The sequence below is a fragment of the Sphingobium sp. CFD-1 genome, assembly GCF_024611115.1.
Taxonomy (GTDB): Bacteria; Pseudomonadota; Alphaproteobacteria; order Sphingomonadales; family Sphingomonadaceae; genus Sphingobium; species Sphingobium baderi_A.
This window is the reverse complement of the sequence record NZ_CP084398.1, coordinates 3,639,828-3,662,445: the sequence shown is the minus strand read 5'-3', so window position 1 is coordinate 3,662,445 and position 22,618 is coordinate 3,639,828. Positions and strand designations below refer to the sequence as shown.

Annotated in this window: 28 protein-coding genes; 10 read left to right on the top strand and 18 right to left on the bottom strand. The window is 62.8% G+C overall.

The annotated features are described in order from the left end of the window. Nucleotides 1-14: 14 nt before the first annotated feature. The 6 genes from LDB26_RS18355 to LDB26_RS18330 all read right to left on the bottom strand — a co-directional run bounded on the left by LDB26_RS18355 (nt 15) and on the right by LDB26_RS18330 (nt 2,217). Entirely contained in the window at nt 15-248 is a 234-nt protein-coding gene (locus tag LDB26_RS18355) for a hypothetical protein (RefSeq protein ID WP_145074058.1), read from the bottom strand. 32 nt (nt 249-280) lie between these two features. After that, complete coding sequence (locus LDB26_RS18350) at nt 281-532, bottom strand: hypothetical protein (protein ID WP_062062464.1); 252 nt, start codon at nt 530-532, stop codon at nt 281-283. Between the two features lie 107 nt (nt 533-639). Continuing rightward, entirely contained in the window at nt 640-1,014 is a 375-nt protein-coding gene (pspC, locus tag LDB26_RS18345; protein ID WP_062062462.1) for an envelope stress response membrane protein PspC, read from the bottom strand. Between the two features lies 1 nt (nt 1,015). Continuing rightward, entirely contained in the window at nt 1,016-1,285 is a 270-nt protein-coding gene (pspB, locus tag LDB26_RS18340) for an envelope stress response membrane protein PspB (protein ID WP_021244449.1), read from the bottom strand. Nucleotides 1,286-1,289: 4 nt separating this feature from the next. Beyond that, nucleotides 1,290-1,967 (bottom strand): phage shock protein PspA, encoded by a 678-nt coding sequence (pspA, locus tag LDB26_RS18335; protein WP_062062459.1) that lies wholly within the window; start codon nt 1,965-1,967, stop codon nt 1,290-1,292. 76 nt (nt 1,968-2,043) lie between these two features. Beyond that, nucleotides 2,044-2,217: a hypothetical protein gene (locus tag LDB26_RS18330; RefSeq protein ID WP_197413665.1), complete on the bottom strand. Its 174-nt coding sequence runs from the start codon at nt 2,215-2,217 to the stop codon at nt 2,044-2,046. A gap of 174 nt (nt 2,218-2,391) precedes the next feature. On the opposite strand from LDB26_RS18330, the gene pspF reads away from it, so the two are divergent. After that, entirely contained in the window at nt 2,392-3,399 is a 1,008-nt protein-coding gene (gene pspF, locus LDB26_RS18325) for a phage shock protein operon transcriptional activator (RefSeq protein WP_062062453.1), read from the top strand. On the opposite strand, the gene LDB26_RS18320 is transcribed toward pspF, so the two are convergent. After that, on the bottom strand, nt 3,396-3,866 hold the full coding sequence (locus LDB26_RS18320; protein ID WP_062068385.1) for an Lrp/AsnC family transcriptional regulator: 471 nt from the start codon (nt 3,864-3,866) through the stop codon (nt 3,396-3,398). The genes pspF and LDB26_RS18320 overlap by 4 nt on opposite strands. A gap of 94 nt (nt 3,867-3,960) precedes the next feature. Between LDB26_RS18320 and phhA the strand changes: the two genes are divergently transcribed. After that, on the top strand, nt 3,961-4,839 hold the full coding sequence (phhA, locus tag LDB26_RS18315) for a phenylalanine 4-monooxygenase (RefSeq protein WP_062068383.1): 879 nt from the start codon (nt 3,961-3,963) through the stop codon (nt 4,837-4,839). Continuing rightward, entirely contained in the window at nt 4,836-5,879 is a 1,044-nt protein-coding gene (gene hppD, locus LDB26_RS18310) for a 4-hydroxyphenylpyruvate dioxygenase (RefSeq protein WP_062062450.1), read from the top strand. The genes phhA and hppD overlap by 4 nt, the downstream gene beginning before the upstream one ends. Before the next feature lie 136 nt (nt 5,880-6,015). Here the strand turns inward: hppD and LDB26_RS18305 are convergent, their stop codons facing one another. After that, a complete protein-coding gene (locus tag LDB26_RS18305; RefSeq protein WP_062062447.1) occupies nt 6,016-6,267 on the bottom strand; it encodes a GIY-YIG nuclease family protein in 252 nt (83 codons plus the stop codon). Nucleotides 6,268-6,384: 117 nt separating this feature from the next. Next, nucleotides 6,385-7,263 (bottom strand): 3-hydroxybutyryl-CoA dehydrogenase, encoded by an 879-nt coding sequence (locus LDB26_RS18300; protein WP_062062444.1) that lies wholly within the window; start codon nt 7,261-7,263, stop codon nt 6,385-6,387. 150 nt (nt 7,264-7,413) lie between these two features. Here LDB26_RS18300 and LDB26_RS18295 point away from each other — a divergent pair, with 150 nt between their 5' ends. The 7 genes from LDB26_RS18295 to LDB26_RS18265 all read left to right on the top strand — a co-directional run bounded on the left by LDB26_RS18295 (nt 7,414) and on the right by LDB26_RS18265 (nt 12,543). Further along, the gene (locus LDB26_RS18295) at nt 7,414-7,899 is read left to right on the top strand and encodes a YbgC/FadM family acyl-CoA thioesterase (protein ID WP_257539473.1); all 486 of its coding nucleotides are present in this window, start codon (nt 7,414-7,416) and stop codon (nt 7,897-7,899) included. Then, on the top strand, nt 7,896-8,612 hold the full coding sequence (tolQ, locus tag LDB26_RS18290; protein ID WP_062062439.1) for a protein TolQ: 717 nt from the start codon (nt 7,896-7,898) through the stop codon (nt 8,610-8,612). The genes LDB26_RS18295 and tolQ overlap by 4 nt, the downstream gene beginning before the upstream one ends. A 40-nt stretch (nt 8,613-8,652) precedes the next feature. Next, nucleotides 8,653-9,129: a protein TolR gene (gene tolR, locus LDB26_RS18285; protein WP_062062436.1), complete on the top strand. Its 477-nt coding sequence runs from the start codon at nt 8,653-8,655 to the stop codon at nt 9,127-9,129. An 18-nt stretch (nt 9,130-9,147) separates the two neighbouring features. Beyond that, nucleotides 9,148-10,062 carry a hypothetical protein gene (locus LDB26_RS18280; protein ID WP_062062433.1) on the top strand — a complete coding sequence of 305 codons (915 nt, stop codon included), beginning with the start codon at nt 9,148-9,150 and terminating at the stop codon, nt 10,060-10,062. Next, complete coding sequence (gene tolB, locus LDB26_RS18275) at nt 10,059-11,393, top strand: Tol-Pal system beta propeller repeat protein TolB (RefSeq protein WP_062062430.1); 1,335 nt, start codon at nt 10,059-10,061, stop codon at nt 11,391-11,393. The genes LDB26_RS18280 and tolB overlap by 4 nt, the downstream gene beginning before the upstream one ends. Before the next feature lie 107 nt (nt 11,394-11,500). Next, complete coding sequence (gene pal, locus LDB26_RS18270) at nt 11,501-12,010, top strand: peptidoglycan-associated lipoprotein Pal (RefSeq protein WP_062062427.1); 510 nt, start codon at nt 11,501-11,503, stop codon at nt 12,008-12,010. Nucleotides 12,011-12,348: 338 nt separating this feature from the next. Further along, entirely contained in the window at nt 12,349-12,543 is a 195-nt protein-coding gene (locus LDB26_RS18265; RefSeq protein WP_257539471.1) for a hypothetical protein, read from the top strand. A 20-nt stretch (nt 12,544-12,563) separates the two neighbouring features. Here LDB26_RS18265 and LDB26_RS18260 read toward each other — a convergent pair whose 3' ends face one another. From LDB26_RS18260 to trbL, 9 genes are all read right to left on the bottom strand, one after another. After that, entirely contained in the window at nt 12,564-15,188 is a 2,625-nt protein-coding gene (locus tag LDB26_RS18260; RefSeq protein ID WP_257539470.1) for an AAA family ATPase, read from the bottom strand. A 65-nt stretch (nt 15,189-15,253) separates the two neighbouring features. Further along, nucleotides 15,254-16,378, bottom strand: coding sequence for a hypothetical protein (locus LDB26_RS18255; protein WP_108130987.1), 1,125 nt, complete (start codon nt 16,376-16,378; stop codon nt 15,254-15,256). Further along, complete coding sequence (locus tag LDB26_RS18250) at nt 16,375-17,139, bottom strand: hypothetical protein (RefSeq protein ID WP_108130986.1); 765 nt, start codon at nt 17,137-17,139, stop codon at nt 16,375-16,377. The genes LDB26_RS18255 and LDB26_RS18250 overlap by 4 nt, the downstream gene beginning before the upstream one ends. Continuing rightward, nucleotides 17,133-18,140 (bottom strand): MarR family transcriptional regulator, encoded by a 1,008-nt coding sequence (locus LDB26_RS18245; RefSeq protein ID WP_145693913.1) that lies wholly within the window; start codon nt 18,138-18,140, stop codon nt 17,133-17,135. Before LDB26_RS18245 ends, LDB26_RS18250 begins: the two co-directional genes overlap by 7 nt. Before the next feature lie 58 nt (nt 18,141-18,198). After that, the gene (locus LDB26_RS18240; protein ID WP_108130984.1) at nt 18,199-18,420 is read right to left on the bottom strand and encodes a DUF2274 domain-containing protein; all 222 of its coding nucleotides are present in this window, start codon (nt 18,418-18,420) and stop codon (nt 18,199-18,201) included. A gap of 2 nt (nt 18,421-18,422) precedes the next feature. Then, nucleotides 18,423-19,556 carry a TrbI/VirB10 family protein gene (locus LDB26_RS18235; RefSeq protein ID WP_108130983.1) on the bottom strand — a complete coding sequence of 378 codons (1,134 nt, stop codon included), beginning with the start codon at nt 19,554-19,556 and terminating at the stop codon, nt 18,423-18,425. Next, complete coding sequence (gene trbG, locus LDB26_RS18230) at nt 19,553-20,566, bottom strand: P-type conjugative transfer protein TrbG (RefSeq protein WP_257539469.1); 1,014 nt, start codon at nt 20,564-20,566, stop codon at nt 19,553-19,555. The genes LDB26_RS18235 and trbG overlap by 4 nt, the downstream gene beginning before the upstream one ends. After that, on the bottom strand, nt 20,563-21,252 hold the full coding sequence (gene trbF, locus LDB26_RS18225) for a conjugal transfer protein TrbF (RefSeq protein ID WP_237831576.1): 690 nt from the start codon (nt 21,250-21,252) through the stop codon (nt 20,563-20,565). Before trbF ends, trbG begins: the two co-directional genes overlap by 4 nt. After that, a complete protein-coding gene (gene trbL, locus LDB26_RS18220) occupies nt 21,249-22,616 on the bottom strand; it encodes a P-type conjugative transfer protein TrbL (RefSeq protein WP_013368414.1) in 1,368 nt (455 codons plus the stop codon). Before trbL ends, trbF begins: the two co-directional genes overlap by 4 nt. Nucleotides 22,617-22,618 lie beyond the last annotated feature (2 nt).

The window sequence follows — 22,618 nt, the reverse complement described above, 5'->3', positions numbered from 1 at the left end:
TTTTCCCATCTGCTTTACAGATCGACGCCCGCCGCTATGGCTTCCAGCTTGCGGATGCGTTCTTTCAGGTCGGCGACCTCGATCCGCGTGGCGGCGGACGGCGGGGCGGCTTCCCCGGCCCCGCGCGCCAGTTCCGCGCGCTTGAGTTCCAGCCAGCCGTTCCAGCCGCGCAGCGCCGTCACCGCGACGATCACCAGCCCCGAAAGGCCGGCCACGGCCATGGTCAGATAGAAAAGGGGGTCCTGCACATTGTCCTCCCTACGGTTCGTCCGGGCCGCTTTCAGTCGCGGTCCTTCAATTTATCGAATTCGCGCTCCAGCGCGGTGGAACTGTCGGTCGCGAGCCGTTCCAGCACGGCCACCCGATCCTTCAGCGCCTTCACCTCCGCGCGCAGCCTTTCGGCTTCCGGGTCCGGCCCACGATGGGCGAAGGCTTCGCCCTTGTCCCGGCGCAGGACGCCATATTTGGCGCGGATGACGCTGGCGATGGCGGTGATCGCGACGATGGCGACGACCATTTCAAATGGATTCATGGCTTTTCCCCTTGCCTGTCAGGACGGCGCGCTATCGCCATTTCCTTCCCTTGGCCCGCGCGCGGCCGATTTTTCGACCGGCGGCATCCGCCGTTCGATGAACGGTATCAGCGCAGGCTCTCGATCTCATCCGCCAGACGCGTGTTGCGGCTGGTGTAATAGGTTTCGATGTCGGCCAAGCGCCGGTCGATATCGCGGAACTTGGAGCGCACATCGCGGGTGGAGCGCGCCGGATTGGCGCGCACGCCCTGCCAGAATTTCGCATCGTCGCGATCTGCATAGAGGCCAATCGGCTTGTTTTCGGCGACGAAACCGATCACGAAATAACCCAGCAGCGTCCAACCGATGATGAAGAAAGACAGGACCATGGCAACCCGGACCCAGACGACGTCGATGCCCGTATAGTCGGCGATGCCGGAGCAGACGCCCATGAACTTGCCGTTCTGCTTGTCGAGATAGAATTTGGTGCGGCGGGCGGTCATCTCAGTTCCTCCGGTCGAATGCATAATCGCCATCGTCCTGCGAAGGACGGGCGGGGCGGAAATCGGGATTGTCGGCGGCGACGATCCGTTCGACCGTCTGCAACCGTTCCTCCAGCCGCCGGGCGAGCAGGTGAAGCTCGTCCAGCAGCTTCTCGTCCTCGTCAGTGATCTTGGGCGCCTGCTTCCACTTGGTCACATAGTGGAAGATCAGCCAGGGCATCCCGATGAACAGCATCCCGACGATGGCGATGGGGACAAGAATGTCTTCCATGGCGTCACTCCCCGGTCTTGCCAGCGTTCATCGACGCCTTGAGCGCCGCGAGTTCGGCGTCCACCTTGTCGGCCGACTTGAGTTCGGCGATCTCTTCCTCCAGCGTCTTGGGCTGCTGGCCCAGCGCCATGGCGTCGGCGCGGCCTTCGGCCATGTCCACGCGGCGTTCCAGCATGTCGAAGCGGGCAAAGGCTTCGTTCACCTTCTCGCCGGCATAGGCTTCGCGGACGCGCAGGCGGTTTTCGGCGCTCTGCATCCGGGTGACGAGGCTGTTCTGACGGGCACGGGCCTCGCGCAGCTTGGCCTGCAACTTGGCGATGTCCTCCTCCGAAGCCCGCAGCGCCTCATCCAGCGTCTCGATCTCATGGGACATCTGCTGCGCCATGTCGGCGGCCTTCTGCTTTTCGACCAGCGCGGCCTTGGCCAGGTCCTCGCGATCCTTGCTGAGCGCCAGTTGCGCCTTTTCGGTCCAGCTATCCTGAAGCGCGTTCAGCTTGCCGATATGGCGGCGCATCTCCTTCTGGTCGGCGATGGTCCGGGCGGCCGACGCGCGCACCTCGACCAGCGTCTCCTCCATTTCGAGGATAATCATGCGGATCATCTTCGCCGGGTCTTCCGCCTTGTCGAGCAAGTCGGTGACATTGGCGGCGATGATGTCGCGGGTGCGGGAGAATATACCCATTTGAACGTCACTCCTGGTCAAAACTTTGCCGGGGCGGGCGAGGGGGGCTTCCCGCCCCGGCCGGGGCTTGCGATCCTTACGCCAGATAGCGCAGGGCCGCGGGGGTATCCTGTGTCGCGAGCATCGGGGCTTCGCTGGCGCGGGCCGGGCCGACGGCGGAAAGGATCAGGGTCGATCCAAACAGCACGGCGGCGATGGCGACGGACAGCAATTGGCCGATTTCGCGGACTGGGTTGCTCTTCTCTTCCATCTTCTTGCTCCCTGAACTCTGGCCTTCAAAAGTGCCGTCGGCTTGTGCGGCGGCTTCCTCCCTGTCTTTGCAGAAGCCGTGCCAATTTGCCGAAATGGCGGAAAAGCGCGGCTTTAGGCGGCCCGTGCCAAAATCCTCTTGCGAAGATTTGGGAAATTTCCCCATAAGTTGGGAATGGAGAAGAACACGCAGTTCGTCGGCCAATCACTGGCCTTTCTCGACGCGGTCGAACTGGCCGGGCGCGCCGCCGAACTCAACCGCCCGGTGCTGGTGATCGGCGAACGCGGCACCGGCAAGGAACTGGTCGCCGAACGCCTCCATCACCTTTCCCGCCGCTGGGGCGAGCCGCTGATCGTCATGAACTGCGCGGCGCTCCCCGAAACGCTGATCGAAGCGGAATTATTCGGTCATGAGCAAGGGGCCTTCACCGGCGCGACAAAAGCGCGGCCCGGCCGGTTCGAGGAAGCGGACGGCGGCACGCTCTTCCTCGACGAACTGGGCACGCTCTCCATGGCGGCGCAGGAAAGGCTGCTGCGCGTCATCGAATATGGCGAAGTCACCCGCATCGGCGCATCCCGCCCGATCACCGTCGACGTCCGCATCGTCGCCGCCACCAACGAAGACCTGCCCGCCGCCGCGCAGGCAGGCCGTTTCCGCCCCGACCTGCTCGACCGGTTGAGCTTCGAGGTCATCACTTTGCCGCCGCTCCGCGCGCGCGAAGGCGATATTCCCGTCCTCGTCGACCATTTCGGGCGGCGCATGGCGGCGGAACTGGCATGGCCGCAATGGCCGGGCTTTTCCGCCGCCTGCATGGCGGAGCTTGAGGGTCATGGGTGGCCCGGCAATGTGCGCGAACTCCGCAATGTGGTAGAGCGCGCCGTCTACCGCTGGGACGATCCGGCGCGGCCGGTGAGCCGCATCACCTTCGACCCCTTCGCTTCCCCGTGGAAGCCGCAACCGATGATGCTGCCGCGCGCCGAAACGCCGCCCGCGCCTCCGCCGCCCTCCGATTTCGAGTCGATCACCGACCTCAAGGCCGCCGTCGACGCTCATGAAGCCGCCATCGTCCGCGCCGCGCTCGACCGCTACCGCTACAACCAGCGCGCGACCGCCAAGGGCCTCGGCCTCAGCTACGACCAGCTAAGGCATTGCATGAAGAAGCACGGACTGTCGGCGGGCTAAACCGGCAGCGCCGTCGTATATTTCGTCATCGACAGCGCAAAATGGGAGGCCGCGCCCTGAACGGAGGGGTGCGACAGCACTACGTTCATCAGGAAATCATTATAATCCGCCACGTCCGCCACGACGATCCGCAACAGATAGTCCCACTCCCCGGACATGGAAAAGCACTCCACGATCTCCGCACGGCCATCGACGAATTGCTCGAACAAGGCACGCGCATCGCGCGCATGGCTCCGCATCCGAATGTTGCACAGCACATTGACCTGCCGCTCGACGCTCGCCGGATCGACTAACCGCACGGCCTTGAGCAGCACCCCCGCCTGCTCCAGCGCCTTGATCCGCCGCCAGCAGGACGCGCTCGACGCGCCCACCTTCTCGGCCAGTTCCGCATGGCTGATCGACGCATCGGCCTGCAACAGTTTCACGATCCGGCGATCGACCGCATCAAGTTGACGCTTCTGTTTCATATTCTCACCATAGTCGAAACAATGATTCATGATAAGCCTTTTTCGTTCGGAGATTGAAACGAAATTTCCGCAAAATCGTGAAATACTCTTCGCCATGTCTCATATCCATGAGCGCGCCCCGGCGAGCGCCGCCGCAGACTGGACAATCCCGCAGGACTGGAGCGCCTACACGCCCCAGGACCATGCGATGTGGGACACCCTCTTCGCGCGGCAGGCGGCGATGCTCCCCGACCGCGTGGTGCCGGAGTTCATGGACGGGCTAGACATCCTCCGCATGACGAAGCCCGGCATCCCCGACTTCAGCGAATTGTCGGACCGGCTGATGCGGCGCACCGGCTGGCAGGTCGTGGCCGTCCCCGGCCTTGTCCCCGACCGCGTCTTTTTCGAGCATCTGGCTAACCGCCGCTTCGTCACGGGCCGCTTCATCCGCACGCCGGAGCAGCTCGACTATCTGGAGGAGCCGGACGTCTTTCACGACGTGTTCGGCCATGTGCCCCTGCTCGCCCATCCGGTCTTCGCCGACTATATGCAAGCCTATGGCGAAGGCGGGCTGCGCGCCGAGCGGATGGGCGCGATCGACCGCCTCGCCCGCCTCTATTGGTATACGGTCGAATTCGGCCTGATCCGGCAAGGCGACGATCTGCGTCTTTACGGCGCGGGCATCGTGTCCTCGCATGGTGAATCGATCTTCGCGCTGGACGATCCTTCGCCGAATCGCCTGGGCTTCGATCTCAAGCGTCTGATGCGGACCAAATATCGCATCGACGACTATCAGCAGAGCTACTTCGTCATCGACAGCTTCGAGGATCTGCTGCGCCAGACCGTCGAGACGGACTTCGCGCCCCTCTACCACGCGCTGGAGGGCGCCCCCGATCTGGAGGTCGACACCATCCTCCCCGAAGATCGCATCTACACCCTCGGCACGCAGGCATATGCCCGTGGCCGCTTCACAAAAGAGGACCGCCTCCCATGACCGCAACGTCGGACAATCCCTTGGGTCTCAACGGCTTCGAATTCGTCGAGTTCACCTCGCCCGATCCGCAAGCCATGGTCGCGCAGTTCGAACAACTCGGCTTCACCCCCACCCACCGCCACCCGGTCAAGAATATCACCCGCTACAAGCAGGGCCGCATCAATCTGATGCTGAACCGCGACGATGCGGGGCGCGTTGCGGCCTTCCGGGGCAAGCATGGCCCTTCGGCCAGCGCCATGGCCTTTCGCGTCGCCGACCCCGGGGCTGCAATGCAATGGGCGCTGGAGCATGGCGCGAAACCGACGGACGAGGATGACACCGTCATTCAGGGCATCGGCGGTTCCTATCTTTATTTCATCGCAGACGGCACGGACCTCTATGCCGATTGGGCCGAATTTCCCGGCTGGCGCGAGGCGGAAGCAAGGAACAGCGTCGGCCTCGACCTGCTCGACCACCTCACCCACAATGTCCGGCGCGGCCAGATGCGGGTGTGGAGCGAATTCTACCGCACCCTCTTCAACTTCGAGGAGCAGAAATATTTCGACATCAAGGGGCAGGCGACCGGCCTTTTCAGCCAGGCGATGATTGCACCGGACCAGGCGATCCGCATTCCCCTCAACGAAAGCCAGGACGACAAAAGCCAGATCGAGGAATTCATCCGCGAATATCATGGCGAAGGCATCCAGCACCTCGCCCTGACCACCCACGACATCCATGCCACGGTGGAGAAGCTGCGGGCGCGCGGCGTGCGCCTGCAGGACACCATCGAAACCTATTACGAACTGGTCGACAAGCGCGTCCCCGGCCATGGCGAGGATCTGGAGCGCCTCAGAAAGAACCGCATCCTGATCGACGGCAGCGTGGAAACGGGCGAAGGCATATTGCTCCAGATCTTCACCGAGCCGATGTTCGGCCCGATCTTCTTCGAGATCATCCAGCGCAAGGGCAATGAGGGCTTTGGAAACGGCAATTTCCAGGCGCTGTTCGAAAGCATTGAACTGGACCAGATCCGGCGCGGCGTCATCAGCGTGGACGCCTGAGCGCCACGACCCATGCGGCATGGCTCCCCCGGCCGCATGGGTCGCCTCACCATCCTCCGTTCGCCCTGAGCCTGTCGAAGGACGCGAGTCAAGTTTACCCAACCTGTTTCAACTCTGTCGATTGCGGGCAAAGAGCCTAATTCGCTCCCCCTTCGATCAAAGCCTGCTTCTTGGCCCGACTCCAATTCTTGCTTCTGCGCTCAGCGGTTAGAGCCTCGTCCCGCGTCCCAAAACTTTCCATCAAGACCAAGGCAACGAGTCTGCGCGGAGCGGTATAACTTCCGCCCAACCCCATCTGATGCTGGGCCAACCGACTTTCGAGATGATCTGTATGATCTGCATAAAAGGAGCCATCGCTGCACCGGAGGAGATATGCGTGAAAGGCCATTGCCATGATCTACCGTCAGCGCGCGTCCTTCGAAGATCAGGACGAACGGAGACAGGACCGCCCCGACATTATCGCCTGTCGCCGCCCCATGGCCCGTGCCCCCATGGCCCACGACCGTCACCGCGTAGGCACAGGCTCAGCCCCCGAATAATCGTAAAAGCCCTTGCCGGTCTTGCGGCCATACCAGCCCGCCTCGACATATTTGACCAGCATCGGCGCCGGGCGGTATTTGGGGTCGCCGGTCGAACTGTGCAGCACCCGACAAATCTCAAGACAGGTATCCAGTCCGATGAAATCCGCCAGCGTCAGCGGCCCCATCGGGTGATTGAGGCCCAGTTGCACCGCCGTGTCTATATCCTTCACATTGGCCACGCCCTCGCCCAGCGCGAAGCAGGCTTCATTCAGCATCGGCAGCAGGATGCGGTTGACGATGAAGCCCGGCGCATCGAACGCATGGACGACCTGCTTGCCGAGCTTCACCGCAAAGGCCTCGATCGCCCCCACGGTTTCGGGCGCGGTGGCAAGGCCGCGGATGATCTCGATCAGGCCCATGATCGGCACGGGATTGAAGAAATGCACGCCCACGAAGCGCGCAGCATCGGGCGCCGCCTGCGCCAGCCGCGTGATCGGGATGGAGGAGGTGTTGGACGCCAGAATGGCATCCGGCGCGAGCAGCGGCCCGACATTGCCGAAGATCGTGCGCTTGATGTCCTCACGCTCGGTCGCAGCCTCGATCACCAATTGCGCGCCCGCAAGCGGCGCGACATCGCCCACCGGCCTGATCCGGGCGAGCGCGGCGTCGGCATCGGCCTGCTCGATCTTGCCTTTTTCCACGCCCCTGGCCAGCAGCTTTGCAATGCCCGCGATCCCCTTCTCCGCGCGCGCCTGATCGATGTCGGACAGGATCACATCATAGCCCGCCTGCGCCGAAACCTGCGCGATGCCCGCGCCCATCTGTCCGGCGCCGATCACCCCGACCGTGCGAATGTCAGTCATATATACCCAAATCCTTCCGCATGAAGCATGCTTACCAGCTTGCCATTAGCGCCGGGGAAGCGGGACGGACAGCCCCATCGCGCGGGCAAGATGGTGCGGGCGCGTCATTTCCCGCTTTGCGCCGCTCGCCGATGATGGTTAAAGGCGGGCATGGCCCTTTCCGACGCCCTTGAAGCGCCTTGCTTGCCGGTTCCCGCATCCGGCCGCTTCATCGCGGCGGAGCATCATTTCCCCCTGCGCGTCTATTTCGAGGATACGGACCTGTCCGGCCTCGTCTACCACGCCAATTATCTGCACTATATGGAGCGCGCGCGGTCGGACATGCTGCGGATCGCGGGCATCGGCCAGCGCGCGGCGCTGGAAGAGGGAGAGGGCGTCTATGCCGTCACCGATCTTCAGATCCGCTACCGTCGCCCCGCCCGGCTGGACGACGACCTGATGGTGGTGAGCCGCGTGTCACAGGTCAGCGCCGCCACCTGCGCCATTCAGCAAGCGGTCATGCGCGGCGAGGAAATACTGACGCAGGGCGACATATCGGTCGCCTTCCTGACACCCCAGGGCCGGCCCCGAAGGCAGCCCAAGCCCTGGATCGATATTTTCAGCCGCCTGATGAGAGGGGAAGACATCCACCCATGAGCCTTGCCATGCCCGCCGTCGGCGCGATGGGCGCCGTTGCCGCCAATGCCACTATATCGCCGCTCCATTTGTTCCTTCAGGCCGACATCGTCGTGAAAGGCGTGATGATCGGCCTGTTGCTGGCCAGCATCTGGACCTGGGCGATGATCATCGGCTTCAGCTTCACCTTGCGGAAAGCGAGCAAGCAGAGCAGCGCCTTTGAGGGCGACTTCTGGAAGGCGGAGGATATCGACCGCTTCTATGAAGCGCGCGGCAAGGCGGAGTTTCCCGCCGCCAAGGTTATGGCTGCGGGCGTGTCCGAATGGCGCCGCTCCACCGCGCAGAAGGTGATCGACCGTGACGGCACGCGCGACCGCCTCCATACCGCGATGAACAGCACCATCGCATCGGAGGTGGATCGATTGTCCGACCGGCTCAACATCCTCGCCACCATCGGTTCGGTCGCGCCCTTCGTCGGGTTGTTCGGCACGGTCTGGGGCATCATGCGCGCCTTCACCGCCATCGCGGCCGAGCAGCAGAGCAGCCTCGCCGTCGTCGCGCCGGGCATTGCGGAGGCTCTGTTCGCCACCGCCATCGGCCTGTTCGCGGCAATCCCGGCGGTCATCGCCTACAACCGCTTCAGCCACGGCATCAACCGCCTCGAAACCCGCCTGTCGCGCTTCGCCGACGGCTTCTATTCGACGCTGAGCCGCGAACTGGAAGCCCAGCGATGAGAAGGCGGCTCTCCACCTTCGTCAGGGAAGGAGCGCGATAATGGCCATGTCCGGTCCTTCGGGCCGCCGGGGCCGCGGTCGCGCGCCGATGGCGGACATCAACGTGACGCCGCTGGTGGATGTCATGCTGGTGCTGCTCATCATCTTCATGGTGACGGCCCCCCTGCTGGTGACGGGCGTGCCGGTGAACCTGCCCGAAACCCGCGCCAAGGGGCTGGATCAGGACGCCAAGCCTACGGTGGTGTCCATCGACCGCGATGGCGGCCTCTATATCGACGAGGAACAGATCGGCGATGCCGACCTGCCCGGCCGCCTGGCCGAGATCATGTCGGCCCATGCAGGCCAGCCCGAGCCGCCGCAGATATTCCTGCGCGCCGACACCGCGCTCGATTACGGCCGGGTGATGCGGGTGATGGGCGAACTCAACCGCGCGGGCCTCAACAAGGTCGCGCTGGTCAGCACCGGCGCGGAAAATGGCGATGCCGCCGCCGGTGACGTCAGCGATAGTTCAGAATAAGGTTCATAGGTTCAGGGGATGGAGCGCGCGGAAAAGATCGGCCTGGGCGTCGCGACGGCAGGACATGCCCTGCTGTTCGGCTTGCTGTCCGCCGGATTCCTGGCCACGCCCAATCCCTTGAAGCTCAATTCCCCGCCCATGGACGTGAGCCTGGTGGACGAGGTGGCGCTGAAATCCGCCGCGCCGCGCATCTCGGCTGAACCGCCTCCGCCCAGCGAAGCGCCGGAAAAAGGCCCGACGCAGGACGCCGCGCCGGAGCCGGAGCCTGCCCCGGCGCCGGAACCCGCGCCCGCACCGCCCAAGCCCAAACCGGCGCCCCCCAAGAAAGACGTGCCCAAGGCCGCGCCAAAGCCAAAGCCCGCACCCGAAAAACCCGCGCCGCCCAAGGCGAAGCCCGCGCCGGAAAAACCGAACAAGCCCGCCGCCGCCGCGCCCGCGCCGAAGAAAAAGGACGCGCCCAAGCCCAAAAAGGATGCCCCGGCGCGCGCCTCCGGCAGCGGAAAGGCGGACAAGCCCAAAGGCTCGCTGCTGGGCAAGGATTTCCTCAAGGGCATCGACACGGACGCTGACGCGCCCCGCAAGCCCGCCGCCCCCGCCGCTTCCAGCATGGGTCCGCAGCAGAAGGCCGCGCTCGACGCGGAATTGCGCCGCCAATTGAAGCCGCATTGGCGTCCCCCTTCGGGTGCGGACGCCGACCAACTTGTCACCCTGCTCGAAGTGCGACTGGACAAAAACGGCCGGGTGATCGGCCAACCGGAGGTGATCGACCAGCTCGGCGTCACCGCCAGCAATCGCCCGCAGGCGCAGCTTCACGCCGAACGCGCCATTCAGGCGGTGAAGCTCGCCTCTCCCTTCACGAATCTGCCGCCCCAATATTACGAACAGTGGAAGTGGCTGCGGCCGCTCCGCTTTGACGCGAGGCTCAACCGATGATGACGACCCTGATGCGCCGCTTCAGCATGGCGGCCGCCACGCTGATCGCTTTCACCGCCGCGCCCGCGCTGGCGCAGCTTTCGGTCGACGTGACCGGCGAGATCGAAAGCAATCTCAAGATCGCAGTGCCCACGCTTCCCGCCCAGCAGGAAGTATCAACGCCCGCCGGTTCCTCCAGCGAACTGGGCCGCAAGATCGCGGAGGTGATCGCGTCGGACCTCAAAGGCTCCGGCCTGTTCGATCCGTCCGGTCCGGGCGGCCTGTCCCCGGTCGGCTTTTCCGAAGTCACTTTCCCTCAATATGAGAAATGGGGGGCGTGGCAGGCGCTGGTGCAGGGCTTCGTCCGCACCACGGGCGGGGAAGCGGACATCACCGTTGGCTGCTATCTCTACGACGTGGCATTGAAGCAGGAACTGACGCGGCAAGGCTATGTCGTCGCGCCCCGCGACTGGCGGCGCGCCGCGCATAAATGCGCCGACGCCATCTATGCGCGCCTGTCGGGCGAAAGTCCCTTCTTCGACAGCCGCATCGCCTATATCGCCGAAAGCGGTCCCAAGGGGAACCGCACCAAGCGGCTCGCCATCATGGATTCGGACGGCGCGAACCACCGCTTCATCACCAACGGCCAGTCGATCGCGCTGACCCCGCGCTTCTCGCCCGATTACAAGTCCATCGTCTATGTGAGCTATCTGGGCAGCCGGGTACGCATCTATGTCTATGACATCGGCACCGGCAAGCAGCGGCTGGTGACGGAAAGCAACAATCCGACTTTCGCGCCGCGCTGGTCGCCCGATGGCCGCAACATCCTCTTTTCCATGGCTGTCGCGGGCAACACCGACATTTATCGCGTGTCAGTGAATGGCGGGACGCCGGTGCGCCTGACCAACACGCCCGGCATTGATGTCGGCGGCAGCTATTCCCCCGACGGCCGCCAGATCGTGTTCGAAAGCGACCGTTCGGGCGGGCAGCAGATCTATGTCATGAACGCGGACGGTTCCGGCCAGCGCCGGATCAGCCATGGCGGCGGCCGCTATGCGACGCCCGAATGGTCGCCGCGCGGCGACCTCATCGCCTTCACCAAGCTATCGGGCGGCTTCAAGATCGCAGTGATGACCCCGACCGGCGACAATGAACGGATTTTGACGAATGGCTGGCAGGATGAGCAGCCCAGCTGGTCGCCCAACGGCCGTGTGCTGCAATTCTTCCGCACCACGGCGGGCCGCCAGGGGACCAGCCAAGTGTGGCAAGTCGATCTGACCGGCGTCAACGAACGCCGCATCCCCACTCCGCTCAGCGGTTCCGATCCGGCATGGGGCCCGTTGCTCCCCTGAGCATTTTTCTGTGGATAACGGAACCCAATCGTCTTGACAGCGTAACGATTTTAACCAAGCCTAGCGCCTGACTTCGCGGGCGGCCCAAAACGACCAAGGAGACCCCGATGAAACTATCCCGGCCCCTTTTGATGGCGACAGCCATCATCACACTCGCCGCTTGCTCGAAAAAGCCGCCAGCAGAGCTGCCTCCCGCGCCCGGCGGCGACACGGGTGCTGCGACCGGCACGGCTACGCCGGGCGGCCCGGTCAAAGGCAGCCAGGAGGACTTCGTCGCATCGGTATCCTCTGACCGCATTCTCTTCGGTCTGGACCAATATGATGTCGACGCGGAGGATCAGGCCACGCTGCAAAGCCAGGCCGCATGGCTGCAACAGAACCCCAGCGTCCGCGTGACAATCGAAGGACATTGCGACGAGCGCGGCACCCGCGACTATAATATCGCGCTGGGCGAGCGTCGCGCCAATGCGGCGAAGAACTATCTTGCCTCACTCGGCGTCGATCCCGGCCGGATCACCACGGTCAGCTATGGCAAGGAACGCCCCGCCGCGCTGGGCTCCGATGAATCCGCATGGGCGCAGAACCGCCGCGCCGTCACTGTCACCGTGCAATATTGAAGCCCTTGGGTCGCGCCTAGCTTCAGGCCCGCCGGTTCTATGATCGGCGGGTTTTTTGTTGAGTTGCGAAAGCCGTCAGGGCCGGGGATCAGGAAAATCGGTCCCGATCCGTAGGTGCCGATTAATCTCCTTCGGCGGAGCGGCCGATAAGGTTGACGCCAGCATCATCAGGATGAAGGCGCCCAGGAAAGATTGGCTACCGTAGACGGGTACTGCTGCCTTTGTATCCGATCATGGGATTGATCGGCGGGATAGCTGGTGGGATGCGGGGGGGGGTGTAGGCGAAGCGGGATGTCGCGCTCGCGCAATTCTTGTTTCAGGCGGGGCCAGGCACGGCTTTGCGGGGTTTTGTCGAGGCGATGGTGCTGGTGCTGGGTGGCGCACGGGAGATCGACGTGCGCGGCGATCTGGCTGGCATTCTGTCGATGGCCTTGGCCTTTGAACGCAAAAAGCCCGCCTTGCGGGCGGGTTTGGGGGTGATGGTTTTTATGTGGTTGCGGGAGCACGCAACTACCGATACCGACATTCATTAGAAATAGCGGTTTGATGGACATCATGCGGCCCTCTCCTGGCGGGTACGAATGTCAGTGATCCAGTTCGCTAGCGCGCTGATTTCGCTTTCGATCATCGCCGCTGAGGGCAGGCGGGGATTGATTTCGCCGGGCTGACTATGAAGGAGCGCGGAGCAACGGCCGAAGGCCTCACGCATCGTGGCGCAATCGGTATCGGTGAGGATGGTAAGCTTGATCAAGCCGGTCGTATCGACTTTGCGTGACAGGCGACGGATCACCGGTCCGACCACCTCTTCTACCGCCCGTTCCCAACAGGTGCGAAGCTGGTCTTGGAAGGATGTCACCTCCCGCAACCATTTCGCCTGATCACCGCGCTCGTGGTGGATTTTCACATTCGTAAGGTGTGCCTTCATTCCGTCTATCACTTTATCGAGCGGCATGACGCTGGCTGGCGGGTCTTGATGACAGAAGCCGGAATTGTCGGCGCCACGACTGATGAGCCGGTAGGCGATCGGCGTTGCTTCACGGTCCTTGGTTGCCCGGCAGGCCTCCTCAAGTAGAAGCAAGAAGGCCATGTCGTGTGTGAACACAATCACCTGCCGTGTTTCGCCCGCTTCGGCCAAGCGTGCGGCGACCCTATCACGGTGCAGGTGGTCAAGAGAGGACACGGGATCGTCGAAAACGATCGCCGACTGCGCGTCGATGGTCGACAGCTCGGCGAGGAAAGCGGCGAGCGCTACACATCGATGCTCACCTTCGCTCAAAACCTTGCCGACGGGTTCGCTCGGCTTGTTGATGAGACGCACCTGAAAGAAGGGCACCCCCGCTGAGGTCTTCGCCTGTTGAAGCTCGATGGCGAGGCCGGCAACGCCGAGCTTGTCGACTTCAATCGCGAAGCGGCCACGCAGGCGATTGGTGACAAGAGCCTGCGCGATACGGGCGCTCTGCGTCGTGATCTTGTTTGTGGTCGTTTCCTTACTGGCCTTTTCCAGGGCCTCGATGGATTTGCAGCGTTCAATTTGGGCAAGGACGTCGGCTTGCACGACGCCGAGCCATTTCCGGTCGGCCAGGCCGTCTCGCTCGATGATAAGGGAGGCACGTTGGGGAGAGCCTACCTCCGATTCCAGGCCTTCGATCCGCGTCGCAATCCCGACCAGCACATCACGCAATTCCTCTGGCGCAGAGATCGCGTCCGGCGGCAATGTGTGCAAAACCTCGCTTGCGTGGGTTCGAAGTACCGCCCGTAGCCGCCAGGACAGTTGGACGATCTGGCGGCGAAGGATCTTAGCCAACTCGTCGTGGCCGATATCGTCGCGGATCAGCGCGAGGAATGAAGGCAGATCCTTCATGGGGAAACTTTGCGACGATAGCTCCTCCAGCAAATCGTCATAAGCCACGCCAGCTTCCTCTTCACGGCGCTTGCTTTCGTCTTGGACGAAGGCTTCGAAGCTGCTCAGTCGTTTGACGGCTTCCTCGCCGAGCGGCTGTTGGCACAGGACGCAATGGGCATCCGGGCCTGTCACGGGGAAAGGCTTTTCTGGATAGGCCGCTTCGCGTGAATAGGTTCGAGCAGCTTCCCAGAGGGCTCTCCAGATATCCGAGCCAATGTCCGGCAGAGGTTCCGCGGCGAAAAGATCGTCGGATGCAGCCAATGCCGCCGCTCGCGCAGTTGCAAGACGCCCATGAGCCTCACGGAGCGCGGTCCGGTTCTGCTCAGAGGCGGCGGTGGTCAACTTGCCGATCTGTTCGATCACTGCATTGATGCGGGTTTCCTGAGTCTGGAGTTGACGGACGGTCCGGGCTGGATCGCCAGCGAGATCGGTAATGAGGGTTTGAAGCCGCGCGTCTTCCTGCGCGTTCAGGCCAGCCAGTTTCTCAATTGCGTCGGGTTTGGTCTTTCCGGACAAGCCGGCGATCATCTTGCCGACCGCCGTATCCGGCTTGCATTCGGGTTTTGAGAGGACGGCGGGCGTTTGCTGTTGCAGCTTATGGATTTCGGCCGAAAGTTCGGCTTTCACATCCTGGCACGCCTGCGCGAGACCGGCGAGAATGCGGAGAGGAAGGGGCGTATAGGCGAGATCGTTGGTGTTCTCGACATGGACATTGGCGGTCCGGGAGTCGAAGACGCTGACGGCGGACAGCATAGGATCGACTGCTCCGCCCTGATTCCACGTCGCGTTTCGCTTCTGGCCGCCGATGAAAAAGTCGATGCTGGCAGTCGGTACGCCGCCTGCACCGGCATAGATATTTGGAAGGATGGCATCACCCTTCGGTGAGCGTGCCCGGCAAAGCTGCTTGAGGACGCGGGCATATCCTGATTTGCCAGCACCGTTGTCACCATAGATCACGGTGAGGCCGGTCTTGCCGAAGGACAGCCGCTCGCCTGGCGCGAGCGCGTTCACATTCGACAATCCATGCAAGGATCCGAGGTTGACGACCGCATGGCTTGCGGCAGGGTCACGGATGTGGGTGGCATCCAGCGGAGCTGCGGGAGTGCCGCCCTTGCAGACCGCAACGAGCGCCGTGACATCGGCAGGTTCTAGCTTTGTCTGGCCGCACAGCCGACGCAAGGCGTCGCGCTGCCAGCCGGGCAGGTCGACTGACCATTTCAGTATGTCTGCAAGCGCCGCAGCCTCGTTCGAGAGGTCAGTCTTCTGTTGATCCATCGTTCGGTCCCCCATGGCTCCGTCTTCAGCGGTCTGCCATCTGATGTTCTATTGTCGCCACCCCGTCATGCGCCGCCGACAATGCGTTTTTCCGCGCCAAGCGGAATGATCCAGCCGCCTGCGCCGTCGCGGCGCGCAAAGTCATCAGGACTGGCCTTCGCGGCCAAACGACCGCGAATGGTGTCCGCTTCGCCATCGATTGCCGCGCGGACCAGATCCCGATCGATGCCGACGAAAACCGGACGAAGGTTAAGCCGGGCCAACGCCTCCTGATCGACGGCGCTGGCGCTTGCATCGGTGATCGGACCCGCGCGTGTGACGATCCCGCCAACCAGGCCGCCGATATCGCCGTCCTTCTCGACTTCGCTAATCACCGCATTGTCCAAGGTGGCGCGGGCTCGGGCCGAAGTGTTTTGCAAGGCACGCGGGAGGGCCTGCCGTGTCAGATCACGCAGCGCTTGGGCGAGTTCTGCATGGCCGAGGTGTTCGATCATGCTGGCGACATGCAAGCGAAGCAGGCCTACGAAAGGGGCGTCCTTGTCTTGCGGGTCGATGGCCTCGCCCATGTCGACCGGATCGTGAACGGAAAGATATGCGTCGGCCGGGCTGGGACTCGCCACGCCCCAGCGCGTGGCGATAGCGATCCTCTTCACCGTAACCTTGCGGCCTTTGACCGTGAGGTCGATCCGTCCGGCTTGTGTCCAGGCGCGGGAAAGCGCCCTCGCTGTTCCGCTTGGGTCGTGGCAGCCCTTGGCCTCTGCGATCGTGAGCGAAGTCAGATCGGATTTGCACGCGATCCAGTCGGGTAGGTCGCCTCGCGCGAGGCGCTCGATCTTGGCGCGTTTGCGTCGATCAAGATCGACGACACGATTACCGAGATGGGCAAAGATGGAGAGGTCAAAGTAGCGTTCAAGATAGGCGCGGGCGACGAATCTGCCGAACAGACCCGATAACGCGACCTTCACTTCACGAGCTTGCCCGAGCGGCTGCTTGAAGATGAAAGGCGTGCCTATGCCGGTAGGCGATAGCAGCGCATCGAGAATCGACCATGCGCCGTAAGCGGCGCCCGGCGTTTGAAGCACCTCGCGAATGCCGGCATCCTCGATCTCGGAGACGTCCAATGTGATGGTCGCCCCGGGGGCTGGGTCCAGCGATGGCGGAGTAAAGCTGTAGATGAAGGTTCGACTCATGCATCGACCAACTTGTAAACAGACCTGAGAAGGGCAATCGCCTCGTCGCGGGTAAACGGCACGTTGAGCGCTTTTGGATCAAGAGTGTCGTCCGCCGCTGCCAGATCAAGGAAGCGTCGCATGTCGTCGCGAATTTGATCGGGCAAGGTGATCGAGGCATCGCCAGGCAGAAGCTGGGTCAGACGAAGTACATCATTGCGGTGCTTCTTGATGTTTTTGCTGTCGATCCTGTCCCCGGCTTCGGCCCGTGCGGACAGATCGAGAAATGCCCGCGCCTTGAATGGGATGAGAAGTGTTTCATCGATGACGGTTACGCCCTCGATCTTCCGCTTCGCGGACTGCAACGCTTCATAATATCCGTCGTCGAGCAGAATGGCCGAGAGGCTGACGATGTCTTCCTCAACCGGGATGGGGGTGAGTTCCGCATTTTCCGGAAGGTTGAGGGTGCCCGGCCTGCGGGAAAACAGCTCAATCATGAAGGGGAAGCTCTGATCCGACGGTTTGTGGAAGCGGTAGAATTCCTTGTCGCCGGTGCTGCGCTCGCGTGCCTGGTAGCCACCCGCATCCAGAAACGCTTTGAAGGCTGTGCCGAAAGCGGCATCGACCACCTCAACGCAGAGCACCATGTCGATATCCTTGGTAGCCCTGAAATCGAGACCGGCTTCATCGAACAGGAGGTCACAGGCCGCCCCGCCGATGATGGCGTAGTGGTCCTCATGGCCAGCGAAGTACTTCTGAAATTTATCAATGCCAGCTACCAAGGTAGTTTCTCCAAAAGTCGATCCGCAGCCATGGCGACACGCTCGTCGCGATGATCCCGGAATTGTGCGTACAAGGACAGGACGTCCACGGTGTTTGTGTCGGACAAGGCGGCTGGATCGTAGGACCACGTCTCGATGATGCAGTCGGCTTCTTCGCGGTCAGTTTCAACAAGGTCAGCCGCCTGCGAAATCGCTTTCCAGTCGCTGGCGGCGACGGCGAAAGTGTCGATACGGGGGCTAGCCAGCTCCGTGAGGTGGGATAGCGCCGTTTCCCCTGCCAACTTCAGGTGTGCGCTGAAGGCGCTCCCACGCACGAATTTCATGGAACGAACCGGACTGCGGAGATGTGGTGTCGCTTCCTCCAGGAGGCGTCGCCCTTCCGCCTTGAAGCTAATGTGCCTCTCTTTCCCATGTCTGACGGTTTCAGCGAGACGGGCGGCCACCAGGTCATCGAACGCTCGGCCGATTGACATTGCCGAATAATGCAGCCGTTCGGCTAAGGCGGACGGCGTTGCCAAATTCCTGTCGAGATGCAGAATGTGATGGAAAAGAACCGTTTGAGCAGCGGGCGATAGTCCTGCCACTTGCCGGCGGCGTGGGGCACGAAAATGTTCGCGTAGGTCGATCGCCAAATCCGGGATGTAAAGCTGGTTGCCAGGAACTATGAAGGGGACACCTTGACCGATTAGCCGCGCCCTGTTGTGCGCGGTAATGCTCATGGTCGCGAAAACCACCGTGGCGTCGGTGACATTGCGGATGATGTCGATGTGCTTAGCGATATCTGCCGGTGTACCTGTATCTCCGAGCTTGGCAGCGATGATGCAGTGGTGCCCGAGAATATATGTTTCATAAAGCCTGTAAGCTCGCCCGACAAACGACGGCAAGCTGCGCGTACCCTCGAATGCACGAACAACGATGCGAGCATGAAGCAGTTCTTCCAGATAGCGCTCCAGCGCTTCCAGAAACTGCGAATCACTTATATCGAGATCTTTTCCTAACATGGTAACGCACACTAACATTGATGACGTTACCGTTCAATGTCGCCGTTATCGTATCTTCTTATCCTCTGCCCCTTCGAGCCTTCGCGAAGCCACGGTCCGTGGCAATGAAACGCTCCAGCATCGGCACGATAAGCCGGACGGGATCAGCAGCGGGCTGGCCACTTTCGCGGGCCAGCACCTCTGCATAGGCGATCAGATCACGGTGGAGCGTGCCCGGCAGTTCAACCGTCACTTTGACGGGTTTGTCTTCAACGACTGGGCCGAGTTTCAGCTTTGTCATGGTCAGTTCCTATAGGGTTCGAGTACCAGGTCGCGGGTGACGATGACCCTGACGGGATAGCCCGGTCGGACGGTCAAGGTCGGCGCGACCTGCAACTGACGCTGGACGATTTGCTGCCCGGCCTGATTGATGGTGTCCTGTGCGCCGTCGCGGATGGCGCGGATCAGACGGTCTTCGTCGTCGGTCGCCAGTTCCGTGCCAATGCCGAGCAGCGTGGACAGGCCCGCTGCTTTCATCAGATCCCACCAGTGGTAATCGACGCCATCCTCCAGACCGGCATAGCCGGAAGCGTCCGCGCCGGGCTGGCGCTCCAGCACGATCGAGCGGCCATTGGGCAGGATCAGGCGGTTCCAGACCAGCAGCACACGGCGCTGGCCGAACTGCACACCGGCGTCATACTGGCCGATGATGCGCGTTCCCTGCGGGATCAGGAGCAGCGCGCCGGTCGGGCTATCATAGACATTTTCCGTGACCTGCGCGGTGATCTGGCCAGGCAGATCCGAACGGATGCCGGTAATCATTGCAGCCGGGATCACGGCCCCTGCCTGAAGGATATAGGGCGACACTGGCACCATGATCCGATCCATGGCAACGGTCTGGCGATCCACCGGACCATTCAGAAATGCCGTATGGCGGTCCTGCGTGGCGGGCTGATCGCCAAGGTCAAGACCCGCAAGGCCCGGCATATTGGAGCCAAGTGTCGTCGCTGATCGCTGCCCCGACTGGAAGAACACGGTGCTAAGACGTGCAGCTTCCTCTTCGGCAAGACGACGTTCCTCGGCGGGGTCTCGGGCTGGTGCTGCCATAACCGGCGGCGTAACGGGCTGCCCCCTGTTCTGGGCGTCGAGGATCGGGCCGCCGAGGTCGCCCGGCAAAGCTGGACCCAGGACGGGGCCGGTATAATCGCGCGGCAGACCAGCCAGCCCGTCGGCTGTGGGGCGGTTCTCGGTGGAATAGAGTTCCTCGCCATTTCCACCCATGTCGCGGGTCTGGAGCGCATAGATCAGTGCGCCGCCAATGCCGAGGAGCGCGACAGCTCCAACGCCAGCCAGCATCTTGCGTGACAGGCGGGTGACGCGCGGCGGCTCGGCGCGCAGGCGCATAGGAGGCGCGTTGGTGGTGGTCTCGTCGCTCATGACGGATTCTCCCCGGTTTTTGCGGGCTGGGCTGCCTGCCTTTGTTCAACGCGGACGATCCTGACGGTTTGCTGGCGATCACCGCTGCCAAGGCGCAGTTCGGCAGCACCGAACAGGCGATCCACGATCAGGATGTTCTGGTGAATGCGGCTGTTGACGATCTGCGTTTCGCCCTCGGAGCCTATGACGAAGATCGGCGGCATCTCGCCCTGCACAATGCCGCGCGGGAAGACGACATAGACACGGCGGCCGTCGTCGAAGACGGAGATGGGGCGCCACGGTGGCGTGTCTCCAGTCAGTCCGTAGCGATAGTTGCGGGCCGTCTCGACAGGGATGATGGGGGCTGCCGGAACGGTCACGCGCTGACCGGCAGGTAGCGCGGGATAGGCCCAGGCCACAGCGGGCATATAGAGCGCCGCGCGGGCGCGAAGCTCAATGAGATAGACGCGGCGATCCGTGCTGATGACAAGATTGGTGGAAATATCCTCACGGGTCGGTTTGACGAGGATATGGACGCGGCGGCTTGTACCCGATCCACTTTCTGTATCGCCAATGATCCATCGGGCGGTGTCGCCTGCTGCAATCGGTCCCGCGCCGGTCAGGCTTTCGCCGGGTTCAAGCGCGATTGTCGTGATCTGCCCCGGTGCGGCATAGACCTGAAACAGCGCCCCTTCCGACCAGGGGTAGATCTGGATGGCGTTGTAGTAGCCCTCACGCCGTGGTTCGACACGGGCGGCGGCATTGGCGTTCTCGACGCGGCCAGTCGGTGTCGCTGCAACGGTCCCGCCGCGCGCCACAGTCCATGCCGGCGGCGTGTGCAAAGGCCGGGGGCGGTCATCGGTAACGGCTGCCGGCACCACGGGCAACGCGGGTACATCGGCATCATAGCTGAACTGCGGGGTGCGGTTGGTGGCGCAACCGGCCAGCATGGTCGCTGACAGCAACAAAGCCGCCAAAGCGGGTTTACGGAAAACCGGCAAGCCGGAATCACGGACCATATTGCGGGTCATTGGCTCATCTCCCGCGACCATGAAATCGCATTGACGTAGATGCCGAGCGGATTGGCACGCAGACGTTCAGCATCGCGCGGCGTCTGGATCACGATGGTCAGGATCGCCGTCCAGCGTTCGGTGGTGGAGAGCTGGCCGTTTTCGTAATGGCGCTCCGTCCAGGCGACACGGAAGCTGTCATTCGAGGCGCGGATCACCGACGACACCTCGACCGCAATTTGCTGCCTGCCGACCTTGGTGAAAGGGTCATTGGCACGGGCATAATCATTGAGAGTTGCCGCACCCCGATCCGTGGTGAACTCATAGGCACGCAGCCAGTTCTGCCGCACGATGATGGCGTCAGACGGGATCGAGCGCGTCTGCTCGATGAAGCGGCCAAGATGGAAGGCAATCTGCGGATCGGTCGGGCGATAGTCAGCCACGGCGGGCGCAACGGCCTGCGACTGGCCGAGATTATCGACTTGCACCACCCAGGGCACGACCGTCCCGCGCGCCGATTGCCAGACAAGGGCGGCGGCGAAACCAGCCGAGAGGATCAGCGAGCCGAAGGCCATGATGCGCCAGTTCTTTGCCTGCACGCGGGCCGAACCGATACGTTCGTCCCATGCCTGGGCAGCTTTCTGATAGGGCGTCTCGGGTTCGGGCGATTTGCCGTAATGGGCAGATGGACGTTTGAAGATGTTCATGAGCGGTCACTTTCAGAAAGATTGATGGAGGAGCCGCCGCCATGGCTGTCGCCGGAGCGCACGGCATGGGCGGCCATCGACGTGCCGTGGCTGAGTGTCTGTTTGCGCTGCATCTGCCTTGCCCATGCCGGAGAGCCGCCAGCCTGTGCGGCGGGTGACGCCGCCGCGCTTGCTGCCTCGCCCGCACCTCCGACTGTTCCAGCCGTGGAAGAGCCGCCACTGACGCCGAAACCGGCGCGCGCTCCATCAGAAAAGCTGGACTTGATGCTTTCGGAGGCTTTGGAAGCCGCGCGCTTCAGGGGCGATGCGGCGGCGGAGCCTGCCGCACGGGCAACACCGCCCAGACCGGAGGCGACACCGGCAGCGCCGGACTGGCCAAGTGAACCGACACTGTAGGCGGCGCTCACCGCACCTGCGGCGGCGGCACCACCCCGAACGGCAGCCGCTCCACCAGAGAGCGCAGCGGCTCCTCCCTTCGCGGCCATCCCTGCGGCGGCACCCCCGGCAAGCATCATGCCGCCTGCGGCAAGGCCGGTTCCAACGGCGGCACCTGCGCCAAGCTGCGGGCCGCCGGAAACGAGACCGGAAGCGATGCCGGGACCGAATATGCCGAGGCCGAGAAGGGAAAGGGCCGCCAGCACGATTGCCATGGCATCGTCGATGGTCGGCGTCACGCCGCCGAAGCCTGCCGTGAACTGTGAAAACAGCGTCGAGCCGATACCGATGATGACGGCCAGAACCAGCACCTTGATGCCGGAGGACACGACATTGCCGAGAACGCGCTCGGCCATGAAGGCGGTCTTGCCGAACAGGCCGAAGGGGATCAGCACAAAACCGGCCAGCGTGGTCAGCTTGAACTCGATCAGCGTGACGAAGAGCTGCACGGCGAGAATGAAGAAGGCGAGCAGCACCAGCACCCAGGCGAACATCAGGCAGGCGATCTGGATGAAGTTCTCGAAGAACGACCAGTAGCCCATCATGTCGGAGATGGATTCGAGCAGCGGGCGACCGGCATCAAGGCCGGTCTGCGCCACCTTGCCGGGCCGCAGCAGATCGGCGGCGGAAAAGCCGGTGCCCGACCCCTTGAGGCCCAGACCCGCAAAGCTGTCGAAGATGATCTGCGCGAGATTGTTCCAGTTGCCGATCAGATAGGCGAAGACGCCCACGAACAGCGTTTTCTTGACCAGCCGGGCGATGATGTCGTCATCTGCACCCCAGGACCAGAATAATGCCGCCAGCGTCACGTCGATGACGATCAGCGTGGTGGCGATGAAGGCGACTTCACCTCCAAGCAGACCGAAGCCACTGTCGATGTAGCTGGTGAAGACTCCCAGGAAATTGTCGATGACGCCGGTGCCGCCCATGG

Excerpts from the sequence above, each read along its gene's own strand:
- LDB26_RS18255 (WP_108130987.1), bottom strand. The coding sequence starts at position 16,378 with ATGAGTCGAACCTTCATCTACAGCTTTACTCCGCCATCGCTGGACCCA.
- tolQ (WP_062062439.1), top strand. The coding sequence starts at position 7,896 with ATGAGCCTTGCCATGCCCGCCGTCGGCGCGATGGGCGCCGTTGCCGCC.
- pspC (WP_062062462.1), bottom strand. The coding sequence starts at position 1,014 with ATGACCGCCCGCCGCACCAAATTCTATCTCGACAAGCAGAACGGCAAG.
- LDB26_RS18300 (WP_062062444.1), bottom strand. The coding sequence starts at position 7,263 with ATGACTGACATTCGCACGGTCGGGGTGATCGGCGCCGGACAGATGGGC.
- tolR (WP_062062436.1), top strand. The coding sequence starts at position 8,653 with ATGGCCATGTCCGGTCCTTCGGGCCGCCGGGGCCGCGGTCGCGCGCCG.
- LDB26_RS18280 (WP_062062433.1), top strand. The coding sequence starts at position 9,148 with ATGGAGCGCGCGGAAAAGATCGGCCTGGGCGTCGCGACGGCAGGACAT.
- LDB26_RS18350 (WP_062062464.1), bottom strand. The coding sequence starts at position 532 with ATGAATCCATTTGAAATGGTCGTCGCCATCGTCGCGATCACCGCCATC.
- pspF (WP_062062453.1), top strand. The coding sequence starts at position 2,392 with ATGGAGAAGAACACGCAGTTCGTCGGCCAATCACTGGCCTTTCTCGAC.
- LDB26_RS18330 (WP_197413665.1), bottom strand. The coding sequence starts at position 2,217 with ATGGAAGAGAAGAGCAACCCAGTCCGCGAAATCGGCCAATTGCTGTCC.
- hppD (WP_062062450.1), top strand. The coding sequence starts at position 4,836 with ATGACCGCAACGTCGGACAATCCCTTGGGTCTCAACGGCTTCGAATTC.
- LDB26_RS18320 (WP_062068385.1), bottom strand. The coding sequence starts at position 3,866 with ATGAAACAGAAGCGTCAACTTGATGCGGTCGATCGCCGGATCGTGAAA.
- pspB (WP_021244449.1), bottom strand. The coding sequence starts at position 1,285 with ATGGAAGACATTCTTGTCCCCATCGCCATCGTCGGGATGCTGTTCATC.
- pal (WP_062062427.1), top strand. The coding sequence starts at position 11,501 with ATGAAACTATCCCGGCCCCTTTTGATGGCGACAGCCATCATCACACTC.
- phhA (WP_062068383.1), top strand. The coding sequence starts at position 3,961 with ATGTCTCATATCCATGAGCGCGCCCCGGCGAGCGCCGCCGCAGACTGG.
- trbL (WP_013368414.1), bottom strand. The coding sequence starts at position 22,616 with ATGGGCGGCACCGGCGTCATCGACAATTTCCTGGGAGTCTTCACCAGC.
- LDB26_RS18305 (WP_062062447.1), bottom strand. The coding sequence starts at position 6,267 with ATGGCCTTTCACGCATATCTCCTCCGGTGCAGCGATGGCTCCTTTTAT.
- pspA (WP_062062459.1), bottom strand. The coding sequence starts at position 1,967 with ATGGGTATATTCTCCCGCACCCGCGACATCATCGCCGCCAATGTCACC.
- trbG (WP_257539469.1), bottom strand. The coding sequence starts at position 20,566 with ATGACCCGCAATATGGTCCGTGATTCCGGCTTGCCGGTTTTCCGTAAA.
- LDB26_RS18245 (WP_145693913.1), bottom strand. The coding sequence starts at position 18,140 with ATGTTAGGAAAAGATCTCGATATAAGTGATTCGCAGTTTCTGGAAGCG.
- LDB26_RS18260 (WP_257539470.1), bottom strand. The coding sequence starts at position 15,188 with ATGGATCAACAGAAGACTGACCTCTCGAACGAGGCTGCGGCGCTTGCA.
- LDB26_RS18240 (WP_108130984.1), bottom strand. The coding sequence starts at position 18,420 with ATGACAAAGCTGAAACTCGGCCCAGTCGTTGAAGACAAACCCGTCAAA.
- LDB26_RS18295 (WP_257539473.1), top strand. The coding sequence starts at position 7,414 with ATGGCCCTTTCCGACGCCCTTGAAGCGCCTTGCTTGCCGGTTCCCGCA.
- trbF (WP_237831576.1), bottom strand. The coding sequence starts at position 21,252 with ATGAACATCTTCAAACGTCCATCTGCCCATTACGGCAAATCGCCCGAA.
- tolB (WP_062062430.1), top strand. The coding sequence starts at position 10,059 with ATGATGACGACCCTGATGCGCCGCTTCAGCATGGCGGCCGCCACGCTG.
- LDB26_RS18235 (WP_108130983.1), bottom strand. The coding sequence starts at position 19,556 with ATGAGCGACGAGACCACCACCAACGCGCCTCCTATGCGCCTGCGCGCC.